14 protein-coding genes and 1 pseudogene are annotated in these 14,087 nt (G+C 35.5%); 12 read left to right on the top strand and 3 right to left on the bottom strand.

What is annotated here, in order from left to right; genetic code table 11:
• The first annotated feature begins 69 nt into the window (after positions 1 to 69).
• Complete coding sequence (locus DM800_RS16050) at positions 70 to 963, top strand: metallophosphoesterase (protein ID WP_088064245.1); 894 nt, start codon at positions 70 to 72, stop codon at positions 961 to 963.
• A 168-nt stretch (positions 964 to 1,131) separates the two neighbouring features.
• Positions 1,132 to 1,211: pseudogene (locus DM800_RS29930) on the top strand (N-acyl-L-amino acid amidohydrolase); the annotation flags it as partial.
• Positions 1,212 to 1,307: 96 nt separating this feature from the next.
• Here DM800_RS29930 and DM800_RS16055 read toward each other — a convergent pair.
• A complete protein-coding gene (locus DM800_RS16055) occupies positions 1,308 to 2,390 on the bottom strand; it encodes a chitinase (protein WP_060487497.1) in 1,083 nt (360 codons plus the stop codon).
• Between the two features lie 421 nt (positions 2,391 to 2,811).
• Here DM800_RS16055 and gabP point away from each other — a divergent pair, with 421 nt between their 5' ends.
• The 8 genes from gabP (at position 2,812) to entD (ending at position 11,790) form a co-directional block, all read left to right on the top strand.
• Positions 2,812 to 4,206, top strand: coding sequence for a GABA permease (gene gabP / locus DM800_RS16060; protein WP_000360103.1), 1,395 nt, complete (start codon positions 2,812 to 2,814; stop codon positions 4,204 to 4,206).
• Between the two features lie 133 nt (positions 4,207 to 4,339).
• On the top strand, positions 4,340 to 4,678 hold the full coding sequence (locus DM800_RS16065) for a hypothetical protein (RefSeq protein ID WP_113732328.1): 339 nt from the start codon (positions 4,340 to 4,342) through the stop codon (positions 4,676 to 4,678).
• A gap of 317 nt (positions 4,679 to 4,995) precedes the next feature.
• Positions 4,996 to 5,538 (top strand): DUF420 domain-containing protein, encoded by a 543-nt coding sequence (locus DM800_RS16070; RefSeq protein ID WP_000228316.1) that lies wholly within the window; start codon positions 4,996 to 4,998, stop codon positions 5,536 to 5,538.
• A gap of 116 nt (positions 5,539 to 5,654) precedes the next feature.
• Entirely contained in the window at positions 5,655 to 6,818 is a 1,164-nt protein-coding gene (locus tag DM800_RS16075; RefSeq protein WP_046956536.1) for an iron-containing alcohol dehydrogenase, read from the top strand.
• A 158-nt stretch (positions 6,819 to 6,976) separates the two neighbouring features.
• The gene (locus tag DM800_RS16080) at positions 6,977 to 7,729 is read left to right on the top strand and encodes a DeoR/GlpR family DNA-binding transcription regulator (RefSeq protein ID WP_000957278.1); all 753 of its coding nucleotides are present in this window, start codon (positions 6,977 to 6,979) and stop codon (positions 7,727 to 7,729) included.
• Entirely contained in the window at positions 7,726 to 8,637 is a 912-nt protein-coding gene (gene pfkB / locus DM800_RS16085) for a 1-phosphofructokinase (RefSeq protein WP_060487493.1), read from the top strand. The genes DM800_RS16080 and pfkB overlap by 4 nt, the downstream gene beginning before the upstream one ends.
• Positions 8,638 to 8,650: 13 nt before the next feature.
• Positions 8,651 to 10,510: a PTS fructose transporter subunit IIABC gene (locus DM800_RS16090; protein ID WP_087984988.1), complete on the top strand. Its 1,860-nt coding sequence runs from the start codon at positions 8,651 to 8,653 to the stop codon at positions 10,508 to 10,510.
• A gap of 347 nt (positions 10,511 to 10,857) precedes the next feature.
• Entirely contained in the window at positions 10,858 to 11,790 is a 933-nt protein-coding gene (gene entD / locus DM800_RS16095; protein WP_147787186.1) for a cell wall-binding protein EntD, read from the top strand.
• Between the two features lie 62 nt (positions 11,791 to 11,852).
• Here entD and DM800_RS16100 read toward each other — a convergent pair whose 3' ends face one another.
• Positions 11,853 to 12,098, bottom strand: a complete 246-nt coding sequence (locus DM800_RS16100) for a hypothetical protein (protein ID WP_000814419.1) — start codon at positions 12,096 to 12,098, stop codon at positions 11,853 to 11,855.
• Positions 12,099 to 12,279: 181 nt separating this feature from the next.
• Between DM800_RS16100 and miaA the strand changes: the two genes are divergently transcribed.
• The gene (miaA, locus tag DM800_RS16105; RefSeq protein ID WP_000504945.1) at positions 12,280 to 13,233 is read left to right on the top strand and encodes a tRNA (adenosine(37)-N6)-dimethylallyltransferase MiaA; all 954 of its coding nucleotides are present in this window, start codon (positions 12,280 to 12,282) and stop codon (positions 13,231 to 13,233) included.
• Between the two features lie 21 nt (positions 13,234 to 13,254).
• Positions 13,255 to 13,479, top strand: a complete 225-nt coding sequence (gene hfq / locus DM800_RS16110) for an RNA chaperone Hfq (RefSeq protein WP_000813896.1) — start codon at positions 13,255 to 13,257, stop codon at positions 13,477 to 13,479.
• A gap of 80 nt (positions 13,480 to 13,559) precedes the next feature.
• Here hfq and DM800_RS16115 read toward each other — a convergent pair.
• Positions 13,560 to 14,087: Gly-Xaa-Xaa repeat protein (locus DM800_RS16115; protein WP_147787187.1), on the bottom strand; the 528-nt coding region annotated here is incomplete at its 5' end.

Here is a 14,087-nt window from a genome sequence, read left to right on the forward strand (position 1 = left end):
AGCTAACATTGTTCATGTTGTCACATTAATGTAACAATAAGGCTTTAAAGTACTTCTAGAGGTGAGAACATGAATACGAATCATGTAAAAAAAGAACAAAAAAAATCAATCGTCAAGATATGTATAATCAGTTTCATAAGTATAGTAATGATTTCAATAAGTTTGTATTTCTATGCGACAGAAATAGAACGAAAACTAGTAACAGTTACGTGGAATGAAATAGAAGCTTCTACAATTCCTAAAGAGTTTAATAACAAAAAGATATTACAATTCTCAGATGTGCATTTAGGGCCAGAATTTACATTGAAACAACTAGAAAATTTGGTAGAGAAGATGAATACGTTACATCCAGATATAGTAGTTTTTACAGGGGATTTAATAGATAAGTTTGGATCGTATAAGGCAGAAAGAGAAGAAGCGCAAAGCATTTTGCAGAAAATACATGCGCCCTTAGGGAAATATGCAGTGTTTGGGAATCATGATAGGGGCGGGGGAGGTAGTTTATTTTATAAAAAGTATATGGAGGAAGCTGGTTTCTCTGTGTTAGTAAATGAAGTGCATAAAATTAATGCGGAAAATGGCAAATATATTACAATATCAGGTTTGGATGATTTTTTATTAGGGAAGCCGCAAATAGACGCGACTTTAAAACAAGTAAGGCAACAAGATTTTAATATGCTCTTAGTACATGAGCCGGATGTTGTAGACAAAGTAGCTCGTTACCCAGTTGATTTTCAAATGTCAGGACATAGTCACGGGGGACAAGTTCAAATTCCTTTTATAGGTCCATTAATTACTACAAAATTAGCTGAGAGTCATGTTGAAGGTATGTATGAATTAGAAGGGAAGAATAAGCCGTTACATTTATACGTAAATCGTGGTATTGGGACAACCCGAATGCCTGTTAGATTTTGGAGTGTACCTGAACTTTCAGTATTTGTGTTAAAGCAAAATAGCAACTAGACTATTTTAGAGTAGTAACAGGACTTTCAGAGAAAGTTCTCTTTTTTTATTGGGTAAATACAGAATGTTATGTGATTTTTATTTAAAGTGTTAAAAAGGAAAGGGGAATTTCTATGGTAGAAACATGGCATAAAGAATTGGAAAGTTTATATAACGAAATGGTTTCGTGGCAAATTACTTTTAAGTATTGTAAATAGTTATGTAGAGATGGAAAAGAATCTTTTCATCATGTAGAAGTGAAAAAGTAATTTACATAAATAAAAAACAACAATAGGTGTAAGTGAAAAATTATTTTACATAAATAAAAAACAACAATAGGTTACATAACCTATTGTTGTTTTTTATTATTTTTGCAAGGGAATAGCATCAAAATATGTTCTATAGTTATTAGAAAATTCAAAGTTGTTTTTTGCATCCCAATTAATAGACCAAGACATTAGGCCCCGGAATGCAGGGTAGCCACTCTGATTTGAAAGTTTATACTTTCCTCCGAAAGGAATTCCTTTAATGATATAATCTAAAGCTTTTTTCATTTCAGTTGGAGAAATATATCCGCCACTTGGAGCGGCCGCTGGTGCTGCAGGAAGTCCAATCATGACTTGATCCGAACGAAGAGCTGGGAAAATGTTAGTTGCATTACCACCTACAGGAAAACCATGTAAGAGCATATCTGCCATAGCGACTTCGTAGTCTGCAGTGCCTTGATTGTAGTTATTACCGTCCATTCCAATCCCGCTACCAGCGTTGTAGTGTTGAACGTGAATGTATGTTAGTTTGTCTTTTACTCCGTAAATAATCGGTAAATAAGCACCCCAGATGCTTCCGTATGCGCTATAACCACCTTGAACATAAGCTGTTTCAGGAGCCATGCTTAATAGAAAATCTGGACCGTAATGATCTGAGATTGTTCGAATAGCTGAGATAAGATTTACGATTTGAGGAGTAGTTGGGTTTTTAAAATTAGTGTCATTTCCGTTTAAGTAAATACCTGATTCAAGGTCAATATCTATTCCATCAAAACCGTATTTATCGATCAGAGATTGTAGGGAATTAATAAAACGTTGCTTAGCCGCATTGTCAGGAAGTAAAACGACCCCATTTTGTCCACCTATTGAAAGAACTATTTTCTTACCTTTACTTTTTAAATAAGAAATATCTGATTTAAACTCTGCATCTGTACCATACACAGGAGAAAATTCAACAGTGGAACGATCACCACCAGTTTCACCGAAAGATACATTGATTACATCCCATTTTGGTGAAACGTCCCTTAATTTAATAATACCAGTACCGTTATCGAAGTTATGCCAGTATCCAACGAGTAATTTGGATCCTAAATTGTTTGCAGCTTGTGCTTGGAAGGGAGCTAGCGGTAGCAGTAAGAAAATTACTAAAGTACAACAAATAAATTTGAACTTGTTTAACATATCAACACTCCTATACAAAAAGTTGTCTAGATGTATAATCTTGTTTATTTCATAATATCTGAAAATTTGAACTTTTGTAAGGTGACTATAATTTTCTCAACAATTGTGTATGGAAAATTATTAAACCTAATGTAATAATTTTTGGAGGAGGTCGAATTACGATTGTTAAATTCAGAATATTTTGATATATTTTAAAGTATAGGACAAGATTTTTCGCATAATACTCTTACATAAAGTGAAACTTTAATCAGTGGGGCTTTGTTCATCCCCCGCTGATTATCAGCCCTCACCAATCGGGCTTTTACGGGCAGTAGATTCCCACCTAACTTCTTTGCTTCCGCTGAATTTTGAGGTGGGGGTCTTACTGTCCGTTAATGCGGGGTAAATTTCAAAATTAAGTTTGGAAGGGGATGTACAAGAGTTGGATAAAAATCTTAAGAAAGACCTCAAAATACGCCACATTACAATGATTTCCATTGGTGGCGTAATAGGAGCTGGTTTGTTTGTTGGAAGCGGTGCGGTTGTGCATTCAGCAGGGCCAGGTTCTATCGTTTCATATGCATTAGCAGGACTTCTAGTCATTTTCGTTATGAGAATGCTAGGGGAAATGGCAGCTATTAACCCGACAAGTGGTTCATTTGCAACATATGCAAGAGAAGCAATTGGTCCATGGGCGGGTTATACAATTGGGTGGCTATATTGGTTTTTCTGGGTAATTGTTATTGCGATAGAAGCTACAGCAGGTGCTGGTATTATTCAATATTGGATTCCAGAAATCCCGCTCTGGTTATTGAGCTTAATATTAACGATTTTATTAACATTGACGAATGTTTTTTCGGTGAAATCATTTGGAGAGTTTGAATATTGGTTTTCATTTATTAAAGTAATAAGTATCGTTTTGTTCCTTTGTCTTGGACTCGCTGTTATTTTAGGATTTGTACCAGGAACGGAAGCACCTGGCACTTCGAATTTAGTAGGGCAAGGAGGATTTATGCCAAATGGTATAAGTTCGGTGCTACTTGGAATTACCGTCGTTATATTTTCATTTATGGGATCAGAGATTGTCGCAGTAGCCGCTGGAGAGTCTGCCGAACCTGTAAAAGCAGTAAAAACAGCAACAAATAGTGTAATTTGGCGTATTCTCGTATTTTTCATTGGATCGATTGCTGTAGTTGTTACACTCCTTCCGTGGAATTCAGCGAACATACTAAAAAGCCCGTTTGTGGCGGTGCTGGAACATATAGGGATACCAGCGGCAGCACAAATTATGAACTTTATCGTTTTAACAGCTGTACTTTCTTGTTTAAATTCGGGTTTATATACGAACTCAAGAATGCTTTTTTCAATGGCAGAAAGAGGAGACGCGCCAAAGGCATTTTTGAAATTGAATAGTAGTGGTGTTCCAGTTCGGGCGGTTTTATTTGGAACTTTCTTTGCTTACATTGGAGTTGTTTTTAGTTACATATCTCCAGATAAAGTATTTTTATTTTTAGTGAATGCATCTGGCGGGATTGCGTTACTCGTTTATCTCGTTATAGCAGTTTCACATTTCAAGATACGTAAAAAAATGGGGAAAGCGGAACAACAAAATTTGAAAGTCAAAATGTGGCTTTTTCCATATGTAACATATGTTACAATTACTGCGATTATAGCAGTTTTAGTTGCCATGCTCGCAATTGAATCTTTACGTTCACAAGCGCTTTTAACAATGCTTGTTACTGTTCTTATAATAATTTCTTATTTTATTTTTAATAGAAATAAAAATAGTACATTGTTGAATCCTAAAAGCAAGAATGAGGAATCTGTTCGATTCTAATTTCTTGTTTTAGAAGAGAGTTACACCCAATCATTGCTATAAAAGAATCATATATAATCATAGAAACAAGTAATTACTATTGTCATAGTGAATATAAACTTTTTTCTTGACTTTTTATATGAAGGCGAGCAAAATGGTAAAAAAGGAAGGGGGGATGACGATGGAAGAGTACGTACTAGAGCTGTATAACTTGTTATATACGACAGAATGGCAAGATATTGTTTCATTTCTAGGAATAATGTTTTGTATGAAAATTGTAATTGTATATATGGAAGAGCAAGGTATGTTCTATTCCTTCTCATCTCCGTTCGATGTGCAGCGCGAGCCGTTGCCAAACTATGCCAAGGTAAATTACGAACAGTTTCCTTTTGTGATTTTCTTTATGATTCGATTTATAACAGCAATTGTAAAGAAAAAGGAAAGTGACGATGAAGAGTGCCATTCAACTTGTAATATAGCGACTGCTTTTTAAGCTAAATACAAGGAGGAGATTTATATGTGGTTTCGATTTCTTATGATTGGTTTCTTTTCATTAACAGCAATTTCTTTAATGGGATATCAAGTGTCTGAAATTTATCAAGCATATAGCAATACGTTTTTTAACAAAAACTAATTACATTGCTATTTAAATAATAAAGCGATAAAATCCTTCTTAAGAAGTTTTATTAAGAAGGATTTTTTTCTTTGCGCTGTCTTACTGTGTCAAACTATTGTCACATTTACACTGTGAATAATATGTTAAAATAGTGAGGTTACGTATACATATTTGAAGGAAGAGGAGTGACCATTTTGGTGGATCAATCAACTAATCAGAAAAGCTATGCTCCTATTGTGATAACGCTTTCTGTAATTGTAAATGCGATTATTTTATTTTTGTTCTTTGGACCTGTTGGCTATGAAGGAGAAGTACATTTTGATGTAACAATTTTACCAATGTTAAATGCAATTTTTAATAGCTTTACGTTCGTATTCTTATTAGCAGCTTTATACTCTATTATTAAGAAGAATGTGAAAATGCACCGTGGTTTCATCTTAGCAGCATTTACAACGACGTTGCTATTTTGTGTTTCTTATTTATCGTATCATTACTTGGCGCCAGCAACACATTTTGGCGGAGAAGGATTCATTAAATATGTGTATTTCATCATTTTAATTACACATATTATCCTGGCAGCAATTATTGTACCACTTGCATTGTTTGCACTTGTATTTGGTTTTACAAATCAATTAACACGTCATCGTAAAATTGTACGTTGGACGATGCCAATTTGGTTATATGTAAGTTTATCTGGTGTTATTGTTTACTTAATGATCTCACCTTATTATCAATAAAAAATCTCAGCCTTTAGGCTGGGATTTTTTTGTTAGGCAAATATTTTTGTGAAATGAAAAAAATATGGTATACAAAAGTATAGTTGCTTTTCATATAGAAGGGATGGTAAAGGGATATGCAAAATTTTGTATTTCGTAATCCAACGAAACTTATTTTCGGTAAAGGTCAATTGGAACAGTTAAAAACTGAAATTCCACAGTTCGGTAAAAAAGTTCTTCTCGTATACGGGGGAGGCAGCATTAAAAGAAACGGTATTTATGATAATGTAATTTCTATTTTAAAAGATATAAATGCGGAAATATTTGAATTGACAGGTGTTGAACCGAATCCTCGTGTATCAACTGTAAAGAAAGGGATTCAAATTTGTAAAGATAATGGTGTCGAATTCATATTAGCGGTTGGCGGAGGAAGTGTAATCGACTGTACGAAAGCAATTGCTGCTGGTAGCAAATATGATGGAGATGTATGGGATATTGTAACGAAAAAAGCATTTGCTAGTGAGGCGTTACCATTTGGTACGGTACTTACGCTTGCGGCAACAGGATCTGAAATGAATGCTGGTTCTGTAATTACAAACTGGGAAACGAATGAAAAATATGGCTGGGGTAGCCCAGTTACTTTCCCGCAGTTTTCGATTTTAGATCCAGTTCATACTGCGTCTGTGCCGAGGGATCAAACAATTTACGGTATGGTAGATATTATGTCACATGTATTAGAGCAATATTTCCATCATGGAACAAATACAGAATTACAAGATCGTTATTGTGAATCTGTTTTAAAAACAGTAATTGAAACTGCTCCTAAGCTTTTAAGTGATTTAGAAAATTATGAGCATAGAGAAACTATTTTATATTGCGGTACTATGGCGTTAAACGGTATTTTAGCGATGGGAGTAAAAGGAGATTGGGCGACTCATAATATTGAACATGCAGTTTCTGCGGTTCATGATATACCACACGGGGGTGGCCTTGCGATTTTATTCCCGAACTGGATGAAGCGTGTTGTAGATGAAAATGTAAGTCGTTTTAAACAGTTCGCTATTCGCGTATTCGATGTAGAAACAGATGAAAAGACTGATCGAGAAATTGCGTTAGAAGGAATTGAGGCGTTACGTCAATTTTGGACTTCAATTGAGGCACCAGTAACGTTAGCGGATTACGGTATTGGGGAAAATGAAATTGATTTAATGGCTGATAAAGCGATGGCTTATGGTGAATTTGGTAACTTTAAAAAATTAAATAAAGACGATGTTTTAAGTATATATAAAGCTTCTTTATAAGTGAATCGAAAAAAGAAACCCATTTGATATAACAATCAAATGGGTTTCTTTTTTGTTGTTTATAACTGCTTGTGACTGTTTCTGGTTATTTGTGAATGTTTATGGTTGATTTTTGTGATCGTTTTCATTATACTGTAATCAAAGAAGAGGTGAATAAAATGTTAACTCCTGAACGTCATCAAATGATATTGCAACTTGTAAAAGAGCAGAAGGTTGTTAAATTACAGCAATTAGTGGAAAGAACAGAAAGCTCTGAATCAACAATTCGTCGTGATTTAGCGCAATTGGAAAAGCAAAGGTTATTAAAAAGAGTTCATGGTGGTGCTGCTGTTTTAACAGGAAAAGGACAAGAGCCAACGATGGTTGAAAAATCATCCAAAAACATTCAAATAAAACAACAAATTGCGAAGTATGCGGCTAGCATTGTTGAACAAGGTGATTGCATTTATTTAGATGCAGGAAGTACAACATTTGAAATGATTCCATTTTTAATAAATAAAGATGTTACTGTCGTTACGAATGGACTTATGCATATTGAAGCTTTAGTTGAAAATAATATTCGTGCGTATTTACTAGGCGGAATGATGAAAAGCAGGACGAAAGCTTTAATTGGTGCTATGGCACAGGAAAGCATGCAGAAGTACCGTTTTGATAAATGTTTCTTAGGAGCGAATGGTGTGCATGAACAGCTTGGTTTTACAACTCCAGATCCAGAAGAGGCACTTTTAAAACAAATGGCATTAACATTAGCAAACGAAGGATATTTCTTAATTGATGAAAGTAAGTTTTCAGAAGTTGCGTTTGCGAAAATTGCCAATGTTGAAGAAGCAAATATTATTACAAACTATTTAGAAATTGATTTAGAAAAATATAAAAGACAAACCAATGTAATTGAGGCTGATAAACAATGATCTATACAGTTACTTTAAACCCATCTATTGATTATGTAGTACAAGTTAATTCCTTCGATTTAGGAGCAGTAAATCGAGCAGAGAAAGATATGAAATTTCCTGGAGGGAAAGGCATTAACGTTTCTCGTGTTCTTCATCGTTTAGGTGTTGAAAATGTAGCGCTTGGATTTACTGGTGGATTTACCGGTCGATTTATTAAAGATGTATTACAGGCGGAAGGTGTAACAACAAACTTCGTCCAAGTAGACGGTGATTCCCGAATTAATGTGAAAATAAAAGGGCAAGAAGAGACAGAATTAAATGGGCAAGGTCCTAATGTGACAAATGAACAATTTGAACAATTAATGAAACAAATTGAAAGTATGAGGCAGGGAGATTGTGTTGTACTAGCTGGAAGTGTACCGGCGTCTATCTCAACTACTTTTTATGAATCAATCGCAGCGCTCGGAGCTGAGAAAGGTATTCGCGTAGTAGTCGATGCAAGTGGAAGTGCGCTGCAGCATGTAATTAAAAATAAACCATTTTTACTAAAGCCTAATCATCATGAACTTGGTGAGTTATTCGGAGTAGAGATTTCAACAGTAGAAGATGTTTTACCGTTTGGAAGAAAATTAGTTGAACAAGGTGTAGAGCACGTTATCGTATCAATGGCTGGAGATGGGGCTTTATTATTTACGGCAGAAGGTATATATGAAGCAACTGTTCCAAAAGGTGTTGTAATTAATTCGGTCGGGGCCGGAGATTCTCTCGTTGCAGGATTTGTAGGTAAATATGAACAGACAAAAGATATTGAAAAGGCATTTCAATATGGCGTTGCAACAGGGAGTGCAACAGCATTTTCAGCTGATTTATGTGAAAAAGAAAAAGTAGAAGAATTATTGTCGCAAGTAATTGTAACTAAGCGATAGGGGGAAGTAACATATGAAAATTACAGAACTATTAAAAAGGGATACAGTTATTATGAACTTGACAGCTTCAAATAAAGAAGCTGTCATAGATGAATTAGTTGAGAAATTAGACGGAGCAAATCGTTTAAATAGTAAAGCTGAATTTAAAGAAGCTATTTTAAAGCGAGAGTCACAAAGTACAACTGGAATAGGGGAAGGGATTGCAATACCTCATGCGAAAACAAAAGCTGTTAAGCAACCAGCGATTTGTTTTGGTAGAAGTGTAAGCGGTATCAACTATGAATCGCTTGATGGGCAGCCTGCACATTTATTCTTTATGATTGCTGCGAGCGAAGGGGCGAATAATACTCATTTAGAAACGTTATCGCGCCTATCTACATTATTAATGGATGAAGGATTTCGTAAGCAATTGTTAGAAGCGAAGGATGAAGAGGAACTTCTTCGTTTATTTGATGAAAAAGAGAATGAAAAAGAAGAAGAAGACATTGAAGTTGCAAAACCAGAAGGAAATGAACCATACGTACTAGCAGTTACGGCTTGCCCAACTGGAATCGCTCACACCTATATGGCAGCGGATAGCTTGAAAGCAAAAGCAGCAGAGCTAGGAATAGCGATTAAAGTTGAAACGAATGGATCAACAGGTATAAAAAACGCTTTAACGAAAGAGGACATTGAACGAGCAACAGCTATTATTGTTGCCGCAGATAAACAAGTAGAAATGAACCGTTTTGCTGGGAAGCATGTTATTCAAGTGCCAGTCGCTGATGGGATTAGAAAAACGGAAACACTTCTTAATCGAGCTGTAAAACAAGACGCGCCAATCTTTAATGGAATAAAGGAAGATGGGAAGACAGAAAGTACAGAGAAAGAAAAAGGGTTAGGAATTTATAAGCACTTAATGAACGGTGTAAGTAATATGCTTCCATTCGTTGTGGGTGGAGGAATTTTAATTGCACTAGCATTTTGGATTGGTGGTATAAAAGCAGAAGGACCATTGGCTGAATTGTTAATGTCTATTGGTGGAGGCAAAACAGGTGCGTTTTTATTCCTCGTACCAATTTTAGCTGGATTTATTGCGAGTTCTATTGCTGATCGTCCAGGATTTATGCCTGGTGTTGTCGGTGGATTTTTAGCAGCACATGCGAATGCTGGATTTTTAGGGGGATTAATTGCTGGTTTCTTAGCTGGGTATGTTGTTTTAGGATTGAAAAGATTATTTTCAGGATTACCAGCACAGTTAGAAGGAATTAAACCTGTATTGTTATATCCGGTCTTTGGATTGTTGATTACAGGAGTTGTTATGCAAAAAGTAGTAATTCCGCCTGTAGTAGCATTGAATGAAATGTTAACAGGATGGTTAAATGGTTTGAACGGTACAAATGCTATATTACTAGGTCTTATATTAGGTGGTATGATGGCAATTGATATGGGTGGTCCAATTAATAAAGCTGCATTTACATTTGGTATTGCTGCAATAGAAGCGCAGAACTTTGGCGTACACTCTGCTGTTATGGCCGGTGGTATGGTGCCACCATTAGCGATTGCATTCGCAACTACTTTCTTTAAATCAAAATTTACTGAAGCAGAGCGTAAATCTGGTTTAACAAATTATATTATGGGAGCATCGTTTATTACAGAAGGTGCGATTCCATTTGCAGCTGCAGATCCGATTCGAGTAATAGTAAGTTGTGTTGTTGGTTCAAGTATTGCGGGTGCATTATCTATGTTATTCCAAATTACATTACCAGCACCGCATGGTGGATTGTTTGTTATCGCATTAGTAAATAAACCGGTGCTATATATTTTCTCGATATTCATAGGGACAGTTATTTCAGCTCTTATGATGGGGATTTGGAAAAAGAAAGTTAAATAACACATGAAAAAGGAGTAGCTTTTATTAGCTGCTCTTTTTTATTACAAAAAAGGAGATTAATAATTGGAGAATGATGAATTTTGGTAAAAGATGTAATGAAATATGGTTTTTTTGTAACAAAAAAGTAATACTGTAATTTTTTTTGGAAAAAAATTCTGGGCTAGTATGTGGAAAATATATGAAAACTATTGGGGATTCTATTAGAAATGGAATTCATTAATATGGAAATTTATGTTACAACTCATTAATCGTGTATTACGAATGGTTTGTAATTGTGTGATTTCTAAAAATCCTAAAAATCTGTTGCTATAATGAAAATACGAAAACAAAGCAAATGGAGGCTATTCATGAAAAAATTATTAGGTATAGCAACGGCGGCAGTTTTTGGTCTTGGGATTTTTGCAGGTTCTGCGAAAGCAGAAACGATTGTAACAACAGACGTATTAAATGTTAGAGAAAACCCAACTGTAGAGTCAAAGCTTGTAGGTAAAATGTTAAGTGGAAATAAATTAGATGTTATAAATACAGAAAACGGATGGGCAAAAATTAAATTAAATGGTAAAGAAGCGTTTGTAAGTGCTGAATTTACAAAAAGTACATATTATGTAACGCCGGGCGTGTTAAATGTTCGTGCTGGAGCGAATACTGACTCTGAAATTCTTGGTAAACTGAATAAAGATGATGTAATTGAAACGACAAATCAAGTTCAAAATGAATGGTTACAATTTGACTATAATGGAAAAACAGGATATGTTCACATGCCATTTTTAACAGGGACGGCACCTGTAATTGAAAAGAAAGAAGTTGTAACGCAAGAAGAGGCGCCAGTAAGAGTAAATACGCCGGTTAAAAATAATAAAGTAGTTAAGAGCAAAGAGTCTGTTAAAAATGTAGAATCAAGTAAACCTGTGGCAAAACAGCAGTCAACTACGAAACAAGTTACGAAATCTACTGAAACAAGTGCACCTGCTGGTGGACGTGAAATAACAGTAGAAGCGACAGCGTATACAGCGCATCCAAGTGAGAATGGTACGTATGGTGGTCGTGTATTAACTGCAATGGGGCATGATTTAACAGTAAATCCGAATATGAAAGTAATTGCTGTTGATCCTAAAGTAATTCCGCTTGGATCAAAAGTATGGGTAGAAGGATATGGAGAAGCGATTGCTGGAGATACTGGTGGTGCGATTAAAGGAAATCGTATTGATGTATTAGTCGGTTCAGATGGTAGTGCCGATAGCTGGGGGCGCAAATCTGTAAAAGTGAAAGTAATCAAATAGTGTATATGTATTAATATAAAAGGCGGTTGCTTGAAAGTATGTAGGCAACCGCTTTTTATGGATTATTGAAAAGGATAAATAGTTTTACCTGTAATAATTTTATATGCACTGCAAAATTGATTTTGTATATACTCTGTATTTTTATTTTCTGGATGTAATGTTGTTTCTTGGAGAGTAGAATGAAAAGAACGTAGCAAACAATTTAAGGCGAAATATAATTCTTCTTGTGAACAATTTTGTTCTTTTGTAGCAGTAGCTAAAATAAGGTCTTTTGTTAAAGATGAAAAATTGATGGTGGATTGTTTCATAGTCAACTCATCCTCTCGAAGGTATTTTTAATCATGTATATGCGGAATTGGACAAACTATGTTCTTTTTTATTTGTAATTTCATGTACCGGAATGAAAGAACTTGCAATCATGCCGTTAAAATTGGTAAGATTGGATATAATCAATAGATGGAGTACATTACATAAAGAGAGTTGAATGATATGGGAGAAGTGCAACGTGAAAAAGTTGCTGTCATCATTGGACCAACTGCTGTTGGAAAGACGAAGTTAAGTATTGATCTTGCCAAAGCGTTGAATGGTGAAATTATAAGTGGAGATTCCATGCAGATTTATCGTACGATGGATATTGGAACTGCAAAGGTGACAAAAGAAGAGATGGATGGAATTCCGCATTATATGGTCGATATAAAAAATCCGGAAGAATCATTTTCTGTTGCCGAATTTCAAGAACGTGTTCGTAAGCATATTCGAGAGATTACAGAGCGTGGTAAATTGCCAATTATCGTTGGTGGAACTGGTCTGTATATACAATCTGTTTTATTCGATTATCAGTTTACGGATGATGCTGGCGATACTATATACCGAGAACAAATGGAAAAGTTAGCATTAGAACGTGGTGTGGAATATGTACATAAGAAATTACAAGAAGTAGACCCAGAAAGTGCTGAGCGTATTCATGCAAATAATGTACGTCGTGTCATTAGAGCGTTAGAAATTTTCCACACGACGGGTGAAAAAATGAGTGATCAACTTGAAAAACAAGAAAACGAGTTATTATACGATGTTTCCTTGATTGGCTTGACAATGGATCGAGAAATGCTATACGATCGCATTAACTTACGAGTTGATATAATGATGGACCAAGGGTTATTAGAAGAAGTAGAAGGATTGTATAATAGAGGGATACGAGATTGTCAATCTATTCAAGCGATTGGGTATAAAGAGATATATGATTATTTTGAGGATCGTGTCTCTTTAGAAGAAGCGGTATCACAATTAAAGACGAATTCACGTCGTTATGCAAAGCGTCAATTAACGTGGTTCCGTAATAAGATGGATGTCACGTGGTTTGATGTTACAGGCGGTGAAAAAACGTCAGAAATTTTACGATACATAGAAGGAAAGTTACAACTAAAGTCGAATAATAGTAAGTAGAGAAAAAGAGGAGGATTCGACATGAAGCAATCAATCAATATTCAAGATCAGTTTTTAAATCAACTCCGTAAAGAAAATACGTTTGTTACGCTGTACTTATTAAATGGTTTCCAGCTTCGTGGATTAATTAAAGGATTTGATAATTTTACAGTCCTACTGGAAACAGAAGGTAAGCAACAGCTTATTTATAAACATGCAATTTCTACATTTGTACCACAAAAAAATGTTTCAATTGAATTAGAGTAGTAATGAATTATTGTACATAACAAAAAAAGAGCGAATTTCTCGCTCTTTTTTTATTTGCCATAAACGATACATAGTGAAATTTAAGCGATTCTAAATACAGTAAGGCGAATGTTAGTGTTTCCTGTTTCAGGAATTGTAATTTCGCTAAGGGTAGGTTTGACGGAAATGTTTGCGCCGACAGCTAATGTTTCGATCGTAGTGAATGAAAGTGAGTCGCCTATTAGATTTGAAGAGAAGTTGTCAGTTGCGACTGCTCCATTTATTGAAATTCCTACTCCAAGTGGGGCGCATCCTGGTGCAGTTGTAGAGATGGATACGCTAATGACATAAATACCAGCGTTGATAACAGTAACTGTATCTGTGCCATTGAAGATAATGTTGTTTACGTTGATTGCAGTATTAAAAATGAAGTTGTTAAATTGGAGTACTGTTTGTTGAATGTTGTTTGTAACAACAATTGTTGCTACAGGGAAGCTAGGTCCAGTAGGCCCGGTTGGTCCAGTAGGTCCACCAGAAGGTCCAGTAGGTCCAGTAGCTCCTATACCAGTGGCGCCAGTAGCACCTGTTGGTCCTTGAATGCCTTGAGGTCCAGTGGCACCGGTAGCGCC

The organism is Bacillus sp. AY18-3 (assembly GCF_008042305.1).
Taxonomy (GTDB): domain Bacteria; phylum Bacillota; class Bacilli; order Bacillales; family Bacillaceae_G; genus Bacillus_A; species Bacillus_A wiedmannii.

Excerpts from the sequence above, each read along its gene's own strand:
- DM800_RS16055 (WP_060487497.1), bottom strand. The coding sequence starts at position 2,390 with ATGTTAAACAAGTTCAAATTTATTTGTTGTACTTTAGTAATTTTCTTA.
- DM800_RS16090 (WP_087984988.1), top strand. The coding sequence starts at position 8,651 with ATGAAAATTACAGAACTATTAAAAAGGGATACAGTTATTATGAACTTG.
- DM800_RS16100 (WP_000814419.1), bottom strand. The coding sequence starts at position 12,098 with ATGAAACAATCCACCATCAATTTTTCATCTTTAACAAAAGACCTTATT.
- DM800_RS16075 (WP_046956536.1), top strand. The coding sequence starts at position 5,655 with ATGCAAAATTTTGTATTTCGTAATCCAACGAAACTTATTTTCGGTAAA.
- DM800_RS16065 (WP_113732328.1), top strand. The coding sequence starts at position 4,340 with ATGGTAAAAAAGGAAGGGGGGATGACGATGGAAGAGTACGTACTAGAG.
- hfq (WP_000813896.1), top strand. The coding sequence starts at position 13,255 with ATGAAGCAATCAATCAATATTCAAGATCAGTTTTTAAATCAACTCCGT.
- entD (WP_147787186.1), top strand. The coding sequence starts at position 10,858 with ATGAAAAAATTATTAGGTATAGCAACGGCGGCAGTTTTTGGTCTTGGG.
- DM800_RS16080 (WP_000957278.1), top strand. The coding sequence starts at position 6,977 with ATGTTAACTCCTGAACGTCATCAAATGATATTGCAACTTGTAAAAGAG.
- miaA (WP_000504945.1), top strand. The coding sequence starts at position 12,280 with ATGGGAGAAGTGCAACGTGAAAAAGTTGCTGTCATCATTGGACCAACT.
- DM800_RS16050 (WP_088064245.1), top strand. The coding sequence starts at position 70 with ATGAATACGAATCATGTAAAAAAAGAACAAAAAAAATCAATCGTCAAG.
- pfkB (WP_060487493.1), top strand. The coding sequence starts at position 7,726 with ATGATCTATACAGTTACTTTAAACCCATCTATTGATTATGTAGTACAA.